Annotated in this window: 15 protein-coding genes; 8 read left to right on the forward strand and 7 right to left on the reverse strand. The window is 70.2% G+C overall.

The window, feature by feature from the left end; translation table 11 throughout:
• Window positions 1-296: 296 nt before the first annotated feature.
• A complete protein-coding gene (locus AQI94_RS30245; protein WP_263973319.1) occupies window positions 297-1,361 on the reverse strand; it encodes a ferritin-like domain-containing protein in 1,065 nt (354 codons plus the stop codon).
• Window positions 1,362-1,647: 286 nt separating this feature from the next.
• Between AQI94_RS30245 and AQI94_RS30250 the strand changes: the two genes are divergently transcribed.
• Window positions 1,648-2,235 carry an SMI1/KNR4 family protein gene (locus AQI94_RS30250; protein WP_031044160.1) on the forward strand — a complete coding sequence of 196 codons (588 nt, stop codon included), beginning with the start codon at window positions 1,648-1,650 and terminating at the stop codon, window positions 2,233-2,235.
• 10 nt (window positions 2,236-2,245) lie between these two features.
• Here the strand turns inward: AQI94_RS30250 and AQI94_RS30255 are convergent, their stop codons facing one another.
• The gene (locus AQI94_RS30255; RefSeq protein WP_031044163.1) at window positions 2,246-3,862 is read right to left on the reverse strand and encodes an MFS transporter; all 1,617 of its coding nucleotides are present in this window, start codon (window positions 3,860-3,862) and stop codon (window positions 2,246-2,248) included.
• A 244-nt stretch (window positions 3,863-4,106) separates the two neighbouring features.
• Here AQI94_RS30255 and AQI94_RS30260 point away from each other — a divergent pair, with 244 nt between their 5' ends.
• Window positions 4,107-4,346, forward strand: a complete 240-nt coding sequence (locus AQI94_RS30260) for an amphi-Trp domain-containing protein (protein ID WP_031044166.1) — start codon at window positions 4,107-4,109, stop codon at window positions 4,344-4,346.
• A 103-nt stretch (window positions 4,347-4,449) separates the two neighbouring features.
• Here the strand turns inward: AQI94_RS30260 and AQI94_RS30265 are convergent, their stop codons facing one another.
• Complete coding sequence (locus AQI94_RS30265; protein ID WP_031044170.1) at window positions 4,450-4,737, reverse strand: SHOCT domain-containing protein; 288 nt, start codon at window positions 4,735-4,737, stop codon at window positions 4,450-4,452.
• Between the two features lie 91 nt (window positions 4,738-4,828).
• Complete coding sequence (locus tag AQI94_RS30270; protein WP_031044173.1) at window positions 4,829-5,272, reverse strand: DUF6325 family protein; 444 nt, start codon at window positions 5,270-5,272, stop codon at window positions 4,829-4,831.
• Window positions 5,273-5,441: 169 nt separating this feature from the next.
• On the opposite strand from AQI94_RS30270, the gene AQI94_RS30275 reads away from it, so the two are divergent.
• Complete coding sequence (locus AQI94_RS30275) at window positions 5,442-6,797, forward strand: hypothetical protein (RefSeq protein WP_225890294.1); 1,356 nt, start codon at window positions 5,442-5,444, stop codon at window positions 6,795-6,797.
• A 238-nt stretch (window positions 6,798-7,035) separates the two neighbouring features.
• Complete coding sequence (locus AQI94_RS30280) at window positions 7,036-8,454, forward strand: DUF2252 domain-containing protein (protein ID WP_031044181.1); 1,419 nt, start codon at window positions 7,036-7,038, stop codon at window positions 8,452-8,454.
• A gap of 93 nt (window positions 8,455-8,547) precedes the next feature.
• Here AQI94_RS30280 and AQI94_RS30285 read toward each other — a convergent pair whose 3' ends face one another.
• On the reverse strand, window positions 8,548-8,955 hold the full coding sequence (locus AQI94_RS30285; protein ID WP_031044184.1) for an SHOCT domain-containing protein: 408 nt from the start codon (window positions 8,953-8,955) through the stop codon (window positions 8,548-8,550).
• Window positions 8,952-9,317 (reverse strand): hypothetical protein, encoded by a 366-nt coding sequence (locus AQI94_RS30290; RefSeq protein ID WP_051832112.1) that lies wholly within the window; start codon window positions 9,315-9,317, stop codon window positions 8,952-8,954. Before AQI94_RS30290 ends, AQI94_RS30285 begins: the two co-directional genes overlap by 4 nt.
• A gap of 346 nt (window positions 9,318-9,663) precedes the next feature.
• On the opposite strand from AQI94_RS30290, the gene AQI94_RS30295 reads away from it, so the two are divergent.
• Window positions 9,664-10,074: a DUF7144 family membrane protein gene (locus AQI94_RS30295; protein ID WP_031044195.1), complete on the forward strand. Its 411-nt coding sequence runs from the start codon at window positions 9,664-9,666 to the stop codon at window positions 10,072-10,074.
• 285 nt (window positions 10,075-10,359) lie between these two features.
• Window positions 10,360-11,652: a chloride channel protein gene (locus AQI94_RS30300; protein ID WP_051832115.1), complete on the forward strand. Its 1,293-nt coding sequence runs from the start codon at window positions 10,360-10,362 to the stop codon at window positions 11,650-11,652.
• Between the two features lie 96 nt (window positions 11,653-11,748).
• Here the strand turns inward: AQI94_RS30300 and AQI94_RS30305 are convergent, their stop codons facing one another.
• Window positions 11,749-12,621: a YhjD/YihY/BrkB family envelope integrity protein gene (locus AQI94_RS30305; RefSeq protein ID WP_031044201.1), complete on the reverse strand. Its 873-nt coding sequence runs from the start codon at window positions 12,619-12,621 to the stop codon at window positions 11,749-11,751.
• Window positions 12,622-12,959: 338 nt separating this feature from the next.
• Here AQI94_RS30305 and AQI94_RS30310 point away from each other — a divergent pair, with 338 nt between their 5' ends.
• Both AQI94_RS30310 and AQI94_RS30315 read left to right on the forward strand, forming a co-directional pair.
• Complete coding sequence (locus AQI94_RS30310) at window positions 12,960-13,640, forward strand: GAP family protein (protein WP_031044204.1); 681 nt, start codon at window positions 12,960-12,962, stop codon at window positions 13,638-13,640.
• A gap of 176 nt (window positions 13,641-13,816) precedes the next feature.
• Window positions 13,817-15,373: a Re/Si-specific NAD(P)(+) transhydrogenase subunit alpha gene (locus AQI94_RS30315; RefSeq protein WP_031044207.1), complete on the forward strand. Its 1,557-nt coding sequence runs from the start codon at window positions 13,817-13,819 to the stop codon at window positions 15,371-15,373.
• The last annotated feature ends 1 nt before the right edge of the window (window position 15,374 follow it).

Here is a 15,374-nt window from a genome sequence, read left to right on the forward strand (position 1 = left end):
CGGTGGCAGGCGACGGAGCAGGCGTTCCTGCACAGTTCGGGGACGGCGCCCCTGCGGTGGGCGACCGTTGAACTGGTGTGGTGAGAGTATTGATGGCGGCGCAGGGCGGTGGCCATCATTTCCATCTCAGTCGAAATGACCGAGATTCCTGACCCTCCAGTGCGCCGAAAGGCCCGTCCTCAAAGATCTGCAACTTGGCGATCTTTGAAGACGGACCTCGATCCGGTCACCACCACCCCGGTCGGTCAGCTCGTGGCAATGAACCGCGAAGGGACCAACGACTTTCGCGGGCCCAGCTAGGAGAGCGGGTGGAACTGCGGGCCGTACGTGCTCCGGGTCCCGGGGATCTGGGTCTCCATGAGCCGCACCGCGGGTTCCTCCAGGGAGCGCATGGCGTGGACGGCCGCGCCCAGGGCGCGGGGGCCGCCGTCGCCCCAGGCCGCGTCGAGGGAGTCCAGCAGGGCCGTGTAGGTGCTGTCGAACCGGTCCAGGAGCTGCTGCACCGGCGCCGACGGCCGGGACCAGCCGCCGGCCGGGACCCGGGCCATGGGGCGTGCGTCCGGGAAGGGAACGGGCGCCCCGGTGAACGTCCAGCCCTCGGCGGTCTGGCGCAGTTGTCGTCCGTGGTAGATCTCGCCGAAGGCGTAGTAGTGGGCCGGGTGGTCGTCGGCGAAGGAGTCGGCAGGGGAACTGCTCGTGCCCTCGCCCTGTTCCCTGATGATGTCGATGGCGCGTTCCACGTCGAGGAGCGTCTCGACGGGCCGCAGTTCGTCCGAGCCGATGTGGGCCTTCAGCTGTCCGCGGGCCGACAACTGCGGGTTCACGGACCGAAAACCGTCCAGCATGGCCGCGTAGAAGGAACCGACGGTGTGCGAGGCGCTGTCGCTCAGGGCGAGCGGCTCCTCGGGGGCCTCGATGGCCATCATCATGTGCACCAAGGACTTGGTGAGACCCGACAGGTACACGGTCACACCGTCGCGCACGCCGCCGGGCAGCGGGCCCGGGTAGGTGGGCGCCGCCGTCTTGATCCGGGGCTGCCCGCCCACGGCCACGAGCAGGTTGCACACCACGCCCAGGTGGTACATCTCGTCGTCGATGATGCGCCGGATCAGTCGCGCGGCGTGCGAGCCGCGGTCCCCGACCGACCACCAGCCGCACAGGTACGGCGGGATGGTGGACAGTTCCAGTTCCACGGCCACCTGAAGCGCCGATCGGAGCCAGTCGAGTCCGCGGCCGGCCTCCGGGACGGCCAGCAGGCGGGCCACGGAACCGGGCGGCACCGGCTCGGGCGGCCCGCCGTGGGGGCCCGCAGCGGCTGACGCCGGTGCGGCTGCCGCGATGCCCGTAGCACCGGCCGCCACGGCAGTAGTGGCCAGGAAACTCCGGCGCTTCAGCGCAGCCCCAGCCGGCCTCTCCACGTCTTCCCTCACACCATCACCTTTGCCTCGCAGTCGCGGCCCCACCATGCTGAACGCACACGGGTCCTCGGATCAGCTCGCGAAGCTAGCAGGCATCACCGCAGATGAGAGGCTTGACGGGCGCGTACGGCGCCACCGCCACTCTGTCAGGCCAACCCGGCGAAGTGCGGGGGGCCTGGTCGGCCGGGTACAGCCACCCATAGAGTGCCGGGAACGAGAGAAGAGCACGATGGATCCCCGCATACCCCGTCTGCGTCGCAAGCTGTCCGCGGTCCCCTTCCAACCACTGCGCAGCCACTCCTTCGGCGAAGAGACACACAGGTTCTTCCTCGGCCCGAAGCTGGCGGAAGCACACGTCGCCGCCTTTGAGGCCGCACACGACATCGACCTGCCCGACGCCTATCGCCAGTTCCTCACGCACATCGGCGGCTCGGGCGCGGCACCGTTCTACGGCCTCATAACGCTGGAACGGTGCTCGCTGCTGGTCATGAATCCGCCCGGAGAGCCGGGAACACCCCGCGGCTTCGAGGACGCAGGGTCCGGGGCACACGAAGGCGACCTCTTCCTCCACATCATCGAGATGGGCTGCACCGACGTATGCGTCATCGCGGTGACCGGTCCCTTGGTCGGACGCGTCGTCATCGGCAACAGCGACGGTTTTTGGGGCCCCAACGTCTCCTCGGCCACCGATTTCCTCGACTGGTACGAACGCTGGCTGAACCACATGAGCGCCGGCCGCGACAACCGGGCCCTGGAACTCACCTCACCCCGACTCCGTGCCCATCCGAACCGCCATCGGCTGGCCCCGAAGATCTGACTCTTCACGGTCAGGGCTTCGCCGAACGGGGTGGTGTGTTCGGGATGCGTGAGGTGAAGAACATCGCGAGGAGCGCGGTGAAGGCGAGGATGGCCAGTGCGGCGCGCAGACCGTCGATCCTGGCCTCCTCGTTCGCGTCGAGGGCCGCCTCGGTCACCGCCTTGTCCGTGCCCGCTTCGTCCAGGGCGGACTTCAGCTGGGCGTCCGACAGGAACGGTACGCCGCTTTCGAGTTCGACGGTCGCCTGCTTCTTGACCTCGGACGGGACCGCCGGATTGTCCTCCACGGTGGCGAGGAAGGTCGTCGTCATCGTGGCGATCAGGATCGATCCGGCGAGCGCCGTGCCGATCGAGGCGCCGAGGTTGGTGACGGCGTTCTGGACGCCGCCGACCTCGGTGCTCTGCGCCTCGGGCACCGCGGACACCGTGACCGCCCCGAGCTGGGATGCCAGCGCGCCCATCCCGAGCCCGATCAGCAGCAGGGGGAGGGTGACGATCTCCGCACCGGCGTCCGCGTCGAGCGCGGCCATCAGGACCACCGCGCCCGCGAGCAGCGCGAAGACCCCCAGCTGCACCACCCGCCGCGGTGACACGTCGGGCAGCACGCGGGGGATCAGGACGGCGGCCGCCAGCAGGGTCACGGAGAGCGGCAGGATGCGGGCGCCCGTCTCGAGCGCGGACAGGCCGAGCGCGACGGACAGGTAGAGCGGTACGACGAAGAAGACGCCCATCTGGACGAGGTACTGGAAGAAGAACATCGTCAGTCCGCCGGTGAGCTGCCTGTTCCGCAGCATAGCGGGGTCGATGAGGGGCTCCACGCGTCGCCGCACCATGCGGGCCTCCCAGCGCAGGAAGAGCCAGACCAGCAGCAGACCGGCCAGCATCAGCCACACCACCAGGGAGACCCCGAGCCAGGAGGGCGCGTCGGGCTTCGGCTGGAACCAGCCCCATTCGTCGGAGCGCAGCACGCCGTAGACGAAGAGCCCCAGTCCGAGCGCGGACAGCAGGGCGCCGACGAGATCGACGTGGGGGCGTTCGCCGACCGGCGCGTCGGCGATACGTCCGGCGAGCACCAGGATGCCGAGCACCATGACGACCTCACCGGCGAAGACCCACCGCCACGAGAAGTACGTGGTCGCGACACCGCCGACGAGCGGCCCGACCGCGATCGCGACGGCTCCGGCGGCGGCGACGAGGCCGTAGGCGGCGGCACGGCGTTCCGCGGCGAAGTTGCTCGCCACGAGCGCCACGATCGCGGGCAGGATGAGGGCCGCTCCGACTCCTTCGAGGAACGACCAGCCGAGCAGCAGCACGGGCAGGTTCGGTGCGAGCGCGGTGGTCAGCGAGCCGCAGCCGTAGATGACGCAGCCGATCATGAACGCGCGTTTGCGGCCGATCAGCGCCCCCACCTTGCCGCCGGGGATCATGAGCATCGCCATCACCAGGGTGTAGGCGGTGATGGCGCCCTGCACACCGGTCACCGTCGTGTCCACGTCCTCGGCGACCGTCGCGATCGAGACGTTCATGACCGAACTGTCCAGCGCCATCAAGAACTGACCGGCCGCGAGTGCCAGCAGTACGACGCGCGCCCTCGGCGGGCTCTCAGCGGTTTCTGCCCTGGTTGCCATGCGCGCATCGTCCCAGCCACCCCGCAGCGCGATCCGCGACCCGCCCCGGAGGTCGGCCGGTTGGCGCAGTGGCCGACGGACGGGTGGTGAACCGGTGCCCCGACGCTGCCGCCCGGACATCCCGAGGTGCGGTCAGGCCCTGGTGGGCAGAGATTGGAAGTAGCCCGAACGGCCGAAACCCGGTGCGCGACAACCGCCCTGAGCCGAGGTCCGGCGAACGGGCCGCACCGGATCGGAGACACCCATGAAGGACCTCAAGTTCGAACAGAAGCGGTCGCTGTCCCGCCATGAGGCGGCCGACCAGCTCACGGCCCTGGCAGCCGCGCTGAGGAAGGGCGAGGACGCAGAACTGGAACTCGGCCCGGGGAGGCTGAGCCTGCGGGTTCCTGACGACCTGCGTGGCGAGATCGAGGTCGAGATCGGCGACGGGGAGATCGAGTTGGAGATAGAGCTCAAGTGGTCGACGGCGACGCCCCGAACCTAGATGGTTCTCGACAGCTGAGCGGGCCGGGACGACAACGCACGCCATCACCCGGCCCGCCGGCGCCCCCTCAGTCACCGCTTAACATCAGCGATCGCCACCGCGATCACGCCTCCAGCAGCCGGCGCTTCTGCTCCTCGAACTCGGCCTCGGTGAGCACGCCTTGGGTCTTCAGCTCACCGAGCTGCTTCAGTTGTTCGATCTTGCTGCTCATGTCGGAGGCCGGCGGGGCCGCCGGCGGCTCGGCGTAGGAGGCCGGTGCGGTCGGGGGCGCCTGGGGTGCCTGCTGGGCCGCCCAGCGGCCCTGCTGCCGGCGGTTCACCCGGTTCGACACGGCGGTCGCCGTTCCGGCGACGACGGCGGTGCGCGCGACCCCGCGGAGGAGACCTGGCATGGCTGCTTCCCTTCGATCCGTCGTTCGGTCCGTCATGCGGTCCGTCAGCTGTCCGTCACCGGCCCGTCACTGTCATCGGCCGTTGCTCGGCTCAGCCGGCGGTCTCGGTCGCGTCGAGCGCGGCGACCAGCGCCGGCACCGGGATCCGCCCGGAGGCGACCATTCGGGCCCCGCCGCGGCGCAGGGCGGCGGCGAAGGGTGCGGCCCACCGGTTCTCGTAGAGCAGGATGCCCGCGGAACAGCCGGGTTCCAGCGCCTTGGCGGCCTCGTCGATGTCGTCCTGGCCGAGGAGTCCTGACGACGCTCCCTCGAAGACGGCGAGGTCGAGCTTGCCGTCGCCGGTGAAGTCGGCGATCTCCATGCCCGTCACCGAGCCGTCCTCGTCCTTCTTGACGAACATCAGGTCCAGGATCCGGATGAGACCCCGGTCCACGAGATCGACGAGGATGGGGAAGGCCTCGCCCGTCATCCGGTTACCGGGGAACTCGACGACCAGATAGTCGATCGGACCCACGTCTTCGACTTCGTTGCTCACGGCGTCACCTCTGGTGCTCGTGGCTGTACGCCAGCGTGGCTGCGGTCCCCCGGAAGCTGCCCTGACCCCATTGCATCACCGGAGCATGGCCCCCGCACCTCGGTGCTTCGTTCACCCGTCCGGCTCACCCGGATCGCGCGCTGCGCGGCGGACAACTGTGCTGGTGACCATGAGCGCTAGCGGTGACGAACAGCTCTCGGCCAAAGAGCGCGGTGAACTGGCCGAACTGCGGCAGCGGGTCCATGCCCTGGAGAGCGGGGGGTCGCCCCGCGCGGCGCGGCACCACCCGTTCCGCTCGTTCGGCTCGGTCGTGCTGATCCTTGTCGCCGCGCTGCTGGCGATGCTGTCCGTCGTCGCGGTGTGGGCGAACAGCATCGTGCAGGACACGGACCGCTACGTGAAGACCGTCGGCCCGCTGGCGAGCGACCCGGATGTGCAGAAGGCGGCCACCAACCGGATCAGCGCCGCCGTACTGGCCCAGATCGACGTGGACGCGCTGGTGCAACAGCTCACGGATGCGGCCTCGGCGAAGGGTGTTCCGCCGCAGGCGGCCAAGCTGCTGGGCAACCTGGACGGACCGATCGAGAGCGGCCTCAAGCAACTGGTCACCGGCACGGTGGAGCGGGTGGTCACCAGCAATGCCTTCGAGACGGTCTGGGTGAACGGCAACCGCAGGGCGCACGCGGCGCTGGTCAAGGCCCTGACCGGCGAGGCCGACGGCACGGTCAAGGTGGAGAACAACCAGGTCGTCATCGACCTGGGCCCGATCGTGGCCGAGGTCAAGGACCAACTGGTCGCCGCCGGCTTCACGCCCGCCGCCAAGATCCCGGCCGTTCACACGAACTTCGTGGTGTTCGCGTCGAAGGACCTCGGCAAGATCAGGTCCTATGTGAGAGTGCTGGAGATCCTCGGCGGCTGGCTGCCCGTCATCGCGCTGCTGATCGCGGCCGCGGGTGTCTACGTGGCGTTCAACCGACGGCACGCGCTGATCGGGGCCGCCCTGGCGGTGTTCGCCGCCATGCTGATCCTCGGCATCGGGCTCACCGTGTTCCGCGACGTCTACCTCAATCATCTGCCGTCCGGGGTCTCCCAGGCCGCCGCGGGATCCGTGTACGACGCCCTGGTCAAGTTCCTGCGGGCCGGTATCCGTGCCCTCGCCGCGGTGGCCCTGTTCACGGCCGCCGGCGCCTTCCTCGCCGGCCCGTCCCGGATCGCCGTCGTCACGCGCACCGGCTGCCGCCGGAGTATCGGCGCGCTGCGCGACGTGACGACCTCGGCGGGCCTGCGGCTCGGGGCGGTCGGGCGGTTCGTCCACCGCTTCAAGCGCTGGATCGGGGTGGCCATCCTGGTGGTCGCGGCGGTCGTCCTGTTCACCTGGACCTACCCCACCACGGCGGTCGTGGTGTGGACGGCGGTGATCACCTTGGTGGCCCTCGGGATCCGCGAGTTCCTGGACCACGACGGCTCCACCCCGTCCTCCACCCCGTCCTCCGGCCCGGACACCGGGGCCGCCGCCGCGCACTGACTCGGCTAGCCGGGTGCCTCCGCAGGGGATACGTTGAATGCGGAAGCCCGTGAGCCGGCCGTCCCGCAGGCACAAGGACCGCGACCACGGCCAGGACGGAGCCCGCTCCGAGACCGGTGCCCGATCGCGCCGGCCGCGACACAGCGACGGCCGAGGAGCAACTCGGAGCGGACGTCCCACAACTGACGGCCCGTCGTCCCCGTAGGCGCGGAGGCGGCCATCCCCGGGAGCCGCTGCCATGACCGACAACCACCTGGACGGCCGCGAGCTGCGGCACCGCACCCCGCAGGAGCGGGCCGCGCTGGGCAAGGCGGCACGCGCCGCGGTCCCGCGCTCCAGCCACGCCGAGTTCACGCCGGGGCCGAAACGACCGGACCCGCTGGAGATCATCGCAGAGCAGTCGGCGACGCGGCTGCCCGAGCTCGTACCGGTCCGCTACGGGCGGATGTCCGAGTCACCGTTCCGGTTCTACCGGGGAGCCGCCGCCATCATGGCCTCGGATCTCGCGGAGACGCCGAGGACGGGTTTCAGGACGCAACTGTGCGGCGACGCCCACATGCTGAACTTCCGGTTGCTGGCCTCGCCCGAGCGGCGCCTGATGTTCGACATCAACGACTTCGACGAGACGTTGCCGGGTCCCTGGGAGTGGGACGTCAAACGCCTGGCCGCCAGTCTGGCCATCGCAGGCCGGGCGAACGGCTTCAGCACCAAGGAGCGAGCCGGGATCGTACGGGCCACCGTGCAGTCCTACCGCGAGAACATGCGCGCCTTCGCCGGAATGGGCAACCTGGCCGTCTGGTACGCCCAGTTCGACGAGAAGTGGGTGCAGGACCGGTTCGGTGAGGACGTCTCCGCGCGGGGCCGCGACCGCTGGGCGCAGGCCCTGGCCAAGGCGCGTTCGCACGACACCCTCCAGGTCTTCGACAAGCTCACCGTCGTCATCGACGGCAAACGCCGTATCGCCCCCGATCCGCCGCTCATCACCCGCCTTGAGGACCTGCTGCCGGACGAGCGGCGCGGCCAGCTCGAACAGCAGGTCACCCGGTTGATCGAGCGGTACGGCAAGACCCTGCAGTCGGACCGCCGGTACCTGCTGGAGCAGTACCGGGTGGCCGACATGGCGCGCAAGGTCGTCGGGGTCGGCAGTGTCGGCACCCGCTGCTGGATCGTGCTCCTGCTGGGGCGGGACGACGAGGACCCCCTGTTCCTGCAGGCGAAGGAGGCCGACGAGTCGGTGCTGGCGCAGCACGTCGGGGCCACCGCGTACGCGACCCAGGGCGAGAGGGTCGTGTCCGGGCAGCGGCTGATGCAGGCCACCAGCGACATCTTCCTGGGCTGGGAGCGGGTCGACGGGCTCGACGGCCGGCGCCGGGACTTCTACGTACGGCAGTTGCGGGACTGGAAGTGGGTCGCCGTGGCCGAGGACATGGTGCCGCGGGGCATGCGCACCTTCGGTGCCCTGTGCGGGGTGACACTGGCCCGGGCCCACGCCAGGTCCGGCGACCGCATCGCCATCGCCGCGTACCTGGGCGGCGGCGACTCCTTCGACCGGGCACTGGTGACGTTCGCCGAGCGCTACGCCGACCAGAACGAACGGGATCACCAGGCGCTCGTGGACGCCATCAGCGCCGGAAGGCTGCCGGCGCAGGCCGCTTGAGGAGGCTCGGGTTGAGGAGGCTCGGGCATCACATGCCGTCGCGCCGACCGCACGCAGCGGTCGGCGCGACGGCACTGCCGATGGCCGGGTCGTTCAGTGCAGGATCTTCTCCTTGGCCCGCTGGAACTCGGCCTCGCTGATGTCGCCCTTGGCGCGGATCGCCGACAGCTTGGTGAGTTGATCCACCTCGTTCCCGGGACCCGTGCCACTGCCGGCGGTCTCGCGGACGTAGTCGTCGAAGGCCTGTTGCCTGGCCCGCGCCTGGTGCTCCGCGCGCTTGCCCATGCCCTTGCCGCGGGCCAGGACGTAGACGAACACACCGAGGAACGGCAGCACGATCACGAAGACCAGCCATCCCGTCTTGCCCAGTCCGCCGAGCGTGTCGTCCCGGAAGATGTCGCCGATGATCCGGAAGAGCAGTACGAGCCACAGGATCCACAGGAAGATCCACATGACCGTCCAGAACGCTCCGAGAGCCGGATAGTCGTAGGCCAGACTCATGTCACCACTCCTTCTCCCTGGCCTCCGCCGGGCAGCAGGGGCAGTCCGAAGGCCTCGCTGATACCGCTGGCGGCGGTCACCACGCGGGCGCTGCCGACGACGGGGGCGATGGCCACGAGGGTGCCCTGGATCTTCTCCAGGGGTACGCCGATCTCGTCGGCCGCCCCGACGTTGAGCAGGTAAGAGGCGGGGGAGGCGCCCGTGGCCACCAGCGCCGCGATACGGGTCAGCAGGTAGGTCTCCGCGGTCAGACCGGACCGTTCGAACGCGTTGAGCGTCATCTCGACCAGAGTGTCGAACACGGGGGTGTCGGCCTCGCCGGGCACGTCGGCACCGTCGGGCCTGTTCGTTTCCTCGCCCATCCGCCAAGTCCTCTCTCGCGATCAAGGCTGTGTTCCGGTCCTGACCGGCTGCCGTTCCACGCTGGCCACGGATTGCGCGTCCCGCTTCACCCGGGGCGGGTGAGTGATCACCGGCATGGATGCCCGCCCGTGGAGGGCCCTGTGTGACGAGTCCGGAACCGTCGTAGGGAGCCGAGGAAGGCGATGGCCGCGATCCAGGTACCTGTGCGGCCGCCGCGGCCCACCGTCGGCGCATCGCCCTGCCGAACCTCACCCGTCACGGGTGATCACCGGCGCCGGATCACTCCGCATGCTCGCAGAAGAGGCGCTGAGTGCTGCCTCTTGCCGAGGAAGTGAGGAATCGACCATGGCCACGACCACGACGCACCGCCACTCGGAAACCGCCGAGGCGACTGCCGGCGGCCTGACAGTGTTCGCCGCTGTCCTGCTGTTCATCGCCGGTGTCCTGGACCTCTTCCGGGGCATCATGGCCATCGCCAACGACGACGTGTTCGTGAACACCCCCAACTACGTCTTCAAGTTCGACCTGACCAGCTGGGGCTGGATCCAGCTGGTTCTCGGAGTGATCGCCATGAGCGTGAGCGCGGGTCTCTTCACACGCGCCACCTGGGCCCGGGTCGTGGGCGTCGGCATCGCGGGGCTGGCGATCATCGCCAACTTCCTGTCGATCCCGTACTACCCGGTCTGGTCACTCACCCTGATCGCGATGTACGCCTTCGTCATCTGGGGCCTGTGCATCGTGCGGCGGGACCGCTGAGCGAAGCACCGGCCGCCGCGGGAATCCCTGACGGCGCCCGCGCCACCCGTGGCCGCCCGAGCGACGGGCTCTACCGGGGGCGTGGGGCGCCTGGAGGGCGCGCGACGAATGTCCCTTAAGGGTATTTTCGTCCTGATATGAGCCGCCAGGTCATGCGGTGTTCAAGCCGACGCGCCCATGGTGTGGCGCCCGAACCCGGGAGGACCCATCGCCGGAACGACGTCGGAGAGTGGCTCCGGCCCCGCGGCGCGGAGTCAGCCGCCGGAAGCCGACCTGCTGAGAACCATGCTGGGCCGGCCGGAGTATCGCAAGGCCCTGGTGTTCTGTGGCCTGATCGGTGTCCCGGTGGCGCTGATCGCCTTCTGGTTCCTGGTGGCGGTCCAGCAGCTGGAACAGCTGATCTGGACGGACTGGCCCAAGGACCTGGGCTGGAAGCAGGCCCCCTGGTGGTGGGCGCTTCCCCTGCTCACGCCGGCCGGCCTCGTGGTCGGCGTGGTGGCCGCGCGGCTTCCGGGCCGGGGCGGACATGTGCCCGCGGGGGGCCTGCACTCGGGTGGCATCACGAGAACGGCGCTGCCCGGCGTCCTGATCGCCGCACTGGTCGGTCTGCCGCTCGGCGTCGTGCTGGGGCCCGAGGCACCGCTGATCGCGATGGGCGGCGGATTGGCGCTGCTCTTCGCGAGCCTGGCCCGGGCTCCGGCGACCGAGGCGAGCACGGCACTGCTGGGTGCGGCCGGGGCGGCGGCCGCCATCTCCGCGCTGTTCGGGAATCCGATCGTGGGCGCGGTGCTGCTGATCGAGGTGGCCGGGGTGGGCGGCCCCCAACTGTTCGCGGTGATGCTGCCGGCCCTGCTGGCGAGCGGCGTGGGAGACCTGATCTTCACGGGGTTCGTGCACTGGACCGGATTCGAGACGGGGAGCCTGGACATCGGCCTGCCCAAACCGCCGCCGCTCGACTGGCCGGACGTGCTGTGGGTGTTGGTGCTGGCGCCCGCCCTGGCGTTCCTCGTCCACTGGGCCTTCGTGGGCGGACGGTTCGCGGCGCGCTTCGTGGCGGCCCGGACGGTACGCAACACCACCCTGTGCGCCCTGGCCGCCGCGGTCTGCATCACCCTCTACGCCGTGGCCACGGGACGCTCGCCCGCCGAGGCGGCCCTGTCGGGCGAGTCCGCTCTCTCGGAAATGGCGCAGGACCCGCACGCCTGGCCGGTGGGAGCCCTGATCGCGGTGCTGGCCTTCAAAGGCCTGGCGTACGCGCTGTGCCTGGGCGGCCTGCGCGGTGGTCCCATCTTCCCCGCCCTGTTCCTGGGCGGTGCGGCCGGCGTGCTGCTCGCGCCCCTGCCCGGTCTGGGGCTGGTCCCGGCGATGGCGGTCGGGATGGCGGCCTCGGTGACCGCGGCCCTGCGGCTGCCCGTGAGCAGCGTCGTCCTGGTCGTGCTCCTGCTGGGCAACGTGGACACGGTGGCTCTGGTGGTGCTGGCAGCGGTCGTGTCCTTCGTGCTCGTCCAGAGGATGCCACAGGGGCCGGGCATCCCGGCGCCCGCCGAGCGGCCGGCCGAGCGGGCGGCTCATCACTGACGCCCTTTGCACCAGGTGACCTCGCGAGGTCCACGCGGCGTCCTTTGCGCCGGCCGTGCGGCATGTCCCGCCCGCACCCCTAGGAAGCGCAGGTCATCACGGTGACGAGCGGTCGGGTGCGGCACCGTCCCCCGGCGTGTCCCCGGGCAGCGGGCCCGGCGGTCGGCCCAGATGACGGACGGCCCAGGGTTCGCGGGCGATGACCGCGCCGGCCGTGAGGCACAGGGTCGCGACCACGCAGAGTGTGATGAGCCAGGACAACAGCGTGAAGACGGCACCCATGGAGCCGTACTTCTCCAGGCTGTGGTTGAGGGCCCGGGGCACGTACAGCGACGCGGTGGAGGTGAGGACGGCCAGGGCCGTTCCGGTCAGCAGCGCACCCGGCAGCAGTGGCCGCCAGGGCACGCGCGCGACCAGCAGCAGATGCTGCGTCCACCACCAGATGCCGACCTCCGCGATCAGCAGCAGAGGCACGCCGAGCCACAGGCCGAGACCGAAGCCGTCGCGCAGGGTTCCCTGCACGGCGAACATGGCCAGCCATGTCGCGAGCCAGGCGATCCAGCGCCAGGCGGCCACCCGCGCGCTCGCCTTGGGCAGGCTCCAGGCGCGCTGGCACAGCCGTTGCATGGCGCGGCTGCACGCGGTGGCCGAGAGGAGCACCATCAGCCCGCCGACGGCGCCGGTCGTCTGCCGCAGCTCGTCGGACGGATCATCGGTGCCTTTGAGGACCTTGTTCAGTTCGGCGTTCGAGCTTCCGGTCAGTCCGAAGGCGTCGTGCAAGGACGTGACGAACTGGTCACGCAGCCACTGCGGGGCTATGGAGCCCACCACGAACAGCAGGGGCACAGCAGTGAGGAACGTCTGGGCGGCCAGCCTGGTCGCCGAGTCGAACACGTTCACCGAGATCAGGTGCGACAGCAGACGCGTGATCACAGGGAACCGGTGCTCGGTCCGGGTGCGCAGTTCGATGAGCCGGGTCTGTGCCGAGGCGGCACGCGCCCGCAGAGCTGCCCGGCGCGACGGACGGTCCGGGCGCTTCCCTCCGGTCCCTGTCGCTGGCTGCATACTGCCAGGGTGCCGCCACTACGACCATGTGGCCCAGGCAGGTGTACGCCACAGGGCCGTATGGGTCAACGAACTAGCGCGTTACGGTGCGAGGGGACGATGTGGCCCACGGGTCGGATGAGCCTGCGGCGCGGACCGGCCTCACCGCCGAGGATTTGTGAGGTGCGGACCCGGCCGTGAGACTGGAGCCATGGTCGAGAGTCGCCCCGTGGCCGGACGCGCAGCACCGCGCGGGGGCTGCGATGGTGCTTGACCTGGTGGTCATCGGCCTCGCGATCACCGTGTTCCCCCTGTCGGTGACCGCGTTCGTCCTGGTGCTGTCGGCGCGCGGCGGAGTCTGGAACGGCCTGGTCTTCATCCTCGCCTGGCTCGCCTGCTTCGTGGCCGTCCTGGCCGCCGTACTGATCACCACCGGCGGCAAACCGCCGGCCCCGCACTCCCCGCCGTCCACCGCCTCGTCCGCCGTCAAGCTCGCCATCGGCGTGGGACTCGTCGGATACGGCTGGTACCGGCACCGGTCCCGGCACAAGAACCGTGAGCGGACCGGCCCCCCGGACCGCCGACGCCACAAGTCCTCCGGCGGACTGATGGCGCGACTCGACCGGATCTCCCTGTGGACCGCGGCCGGGCTGGCACCGCTGCTCCAGCCCTGGGGGCTCGTGGCAGCCGGCGCGGCGACGGTGGTCAGCGCCGACATGTCCCACGCGTCCTCCTACCTCGCGCTGCTCGGATACTGCCTCCTCGCCACGAGCAGTCTGCTGGCGATGGAGATCTACACGACCTTCGCCCCGGACTCGGCCAGAGTGCGCCTGGGCAGACTCCGTACCTGGATCACGACGCACCAGGAGCAGGCGCTGGTGGCGGTGGCCTTGGTGGCCGGATTGTTCCTGGTGAGCAGAAGCATCGCCCAGTTGACGTCCTGAGCCTGTAAGGCATGGCGTCTTTCGGTCGGTTGCGCAAGGTGAAGCACATCACCGGCTGGTGCCGTTGGCCCGAACTCGTCCGACGGGTTAGGTTCCAGCGATCACGGGGCAGGACGTCGTAACCCCCCGAGCGCAGATCTCCCTTTCGCACCCTCCTTTGACGAGAGATACAGGACATGTCTGCTCAAGAACGCGCACACCAACCTCCGCGCCGCGTCGGCGTCGTGGCCGAGTCTGTCTCCGGGGAGACACGGGTCGCGGCGACCCCGCCGACGGTACGACTGCTGCTGGGCCTGGGCTACGAGGTCGTGGTCGAGTCAGGGGCCGGCGAGGCCTCCGGCTTCGACGACCAGGCGTACGCCGATGTCGGCGCGGGCATCGGCGAGGCCTGGGACGCGGACGTCGTCCTGAAGGTGAACGCCCCCACCGAGGCGGAGATCGGCCGGCTGCGCAGGGGCGCGGTCCTGGTCGCCGTGCTGGCCCCGGCGCAGAGTCCTGAGTTGCTGCGGGCACTCGCCGACGCCGGCGTGACGGCCCTGGCGCTCGACGCGGTGCCGCGCATCTCGCGGGCGCAGTCGATGGACGTGCTGTCCTCGATGGCGAACATCGCCGGCTATCGCGCGGTCATCGAGGCCGCGCATGTCTTCGGACGCTTCTTCACCGGTCAGGTCACCGCGGCGGGCAAGGTGCCGCCGGCGAAGGTGCTGGTGGCCGGTGCGGGCGTGGCCGGCCTCGCGGCGATCGGCGCCGCCTCCAGCCTCGGCGCGATCGTGCGCGCCACCGACCCGCGTCCGGAGGTCGCCGACCAGGTGATGTCCCTGGGCGGGGAATACCTGGCGGTGAACGCCGCCCAGGAGGCGAGCACCGACGGCTACGCCAAGGCGACCTCCGCCGACTACGACCGCGCCGCCGCCGAGCTCTACCACGAGCAGGCCGGGGACGTGGACATCGTCATCACCACCGCGCTGATCCCGGGCCGGCCCGCGCCGCGCCTGCTGACGGCCGAGGACGTGGCCGTGATGAAGCCGGGCAGCGTCATCGTCGACATGGCCGCCGCGATGGGCGGCAACGTCGAGGGCACCGTGCCGGGCCGGACCGTGGTGACCGACAAGGGCGTCACCCTCATCGGCTACACCGACCTGGCCTCCCGGCTCCCGGCCCAGGCCTCGCAGATGTTCGGCACGAACCTGGTGAACCTGCTGAAGCTGCTCACCCCCGGCAAGGACGGGCAGCTGACGATCGACTTCGACGACGTCGTGCAGCGGGCGGTGACCGTCGTACGCGACGGCGACATCACGTGGCCGCCGCCCCCCGTCGCGGTCTCGGCGGCCCCCGACGCACAGCCCGCGGCCCCGCCCCAGGCGCCCGCACCGAAGCAGCCGAGACTGACCCCCGCCCTGCGCCTGAGCCTGATCGGGCTCGGGATGCTGGCGATGTTTCTGCTGGTGGCCTTTGCTCCGGCCCAACTCGCAGGCAACTTCACCGTGTTCGCGCTGGCGGTGGTGATCGGCTACTACGTCATCGGCAAGGTGCACCACGCGCTGCACACCCCTCTGATGTCGGTGACCAACGCGATCTCCGGGATCGTCGTGATCGGCGCTCTGCTCCAGATCGGGCACGAGAGCTGGATCGTCACCACGCTGTCCTTCGTGGCGATCCTGCTGACGAGCGTCAACATCTTCGGAGGCTTTGCCGTCACCCGCCGCATGCTCTCCATGTTCTCGAAAGGCTGAG

This window comes from Streptomyces pseudovenezuelae (genome assembly GCF_001513955.1).
In the GTDB taxonomy this organism is placed as follows: Bacteria; Actinomycetota; Actinomycetes; order Streptomycetales; family Streptomycetaceae; genus Streptomyces; species Streptomyces pseudovenezuelae.

Excerpts from the sequence above, each read along its gene's own strand:
- AQI94_RS30265 (WP_031044170.1), bottom strand. The coding sequence starts at position 4,737 with ATGCCAGGTCTCCTCCGCGGGGTCGCGCGCACCGCCGTCGTCGCCGGA.
- AQI94_RS30285 (WP_031044184.1), bottom strand. The coding sequence starts at position 8,955 with ATGAGTCTGGCCTACGACTATCCGGCTCTCGGAGCGTTCTGGACGGTC.
- AQI94_RS30295 (WP_031044195.1), top strand. The coding sequence starts at position 9,664 with ATGGCCACGACCACGACGCACCGCCACTCGGAAACCGCCGAGGCGACT.
- AQI94_RS30255 (WP_031044163.1), bottom strand. The coding sequence starts at position 3,862 with ATGGCAACCAGGGCAGAAACCGCTGAGAGCCCGCCGAGGGCGCGCGTC.
- AQI94_RS30260 (WP_031044166.1), top strand. The coding sequence starts at position 4,107 with ATGAAGGACCTCAAGTTCGAACAGAAGCGGTCGCTGTCCCGCCATGAG.
- AQI94_RS30315 (WP_031044207.1), top strand. The coding sequence starts at position 13,817 with ATGTCTGCTCAAGAACGCGCACACCAACCTCCGCGCCGCGTCGGCGTC.
- AQI94_RS30300 (WP_051832115.1), top strand. The coding sequence starts at position 10,360 with ATGCTGGGCCGGCCGGAGTATCGCAAGGCCCTGGTGTTCTGTGGCCTG.
- AQI94_RS30310 (WP_031044204.1), top strand. The coding sequence starts at position 12,960 with ATGGTGCTTGACCTGGTGGTCATCGGCCTCGCGATCACCGTGTTCCCC.
- AQI94_RS30250 (WP_031044160.1), top strand. The coding sequence starts at position 1,648 with ATGGATCCCCGCATACCCCGTCTGCGTCGCAAGCTGTCCGCGGTCCCC.
- AQI94_RS30275 (WP_225890294.1), top strand. The coding sequence starts at position 5,442 with ATGAGCGCTAGCGGTGACGAACAGCTCTCGGCCAAAGAGCGCGGTGAA.
- AQI94_RS30280 (WP_031044181.1), top strand. The coding sequence starts at position 7,036 with ATGACCGACAACCACCTGGACGGCCGCGAGCTGCGGCACCGCACCCCG.
- AQI94_RS30290 (WP_051832112.1), bottom strand. The coding sequence starts at position 9,317 with ATGGGCGAGGAAACGAACAGGCCCGACGGTGCCGACGTGCCCGGCGAG.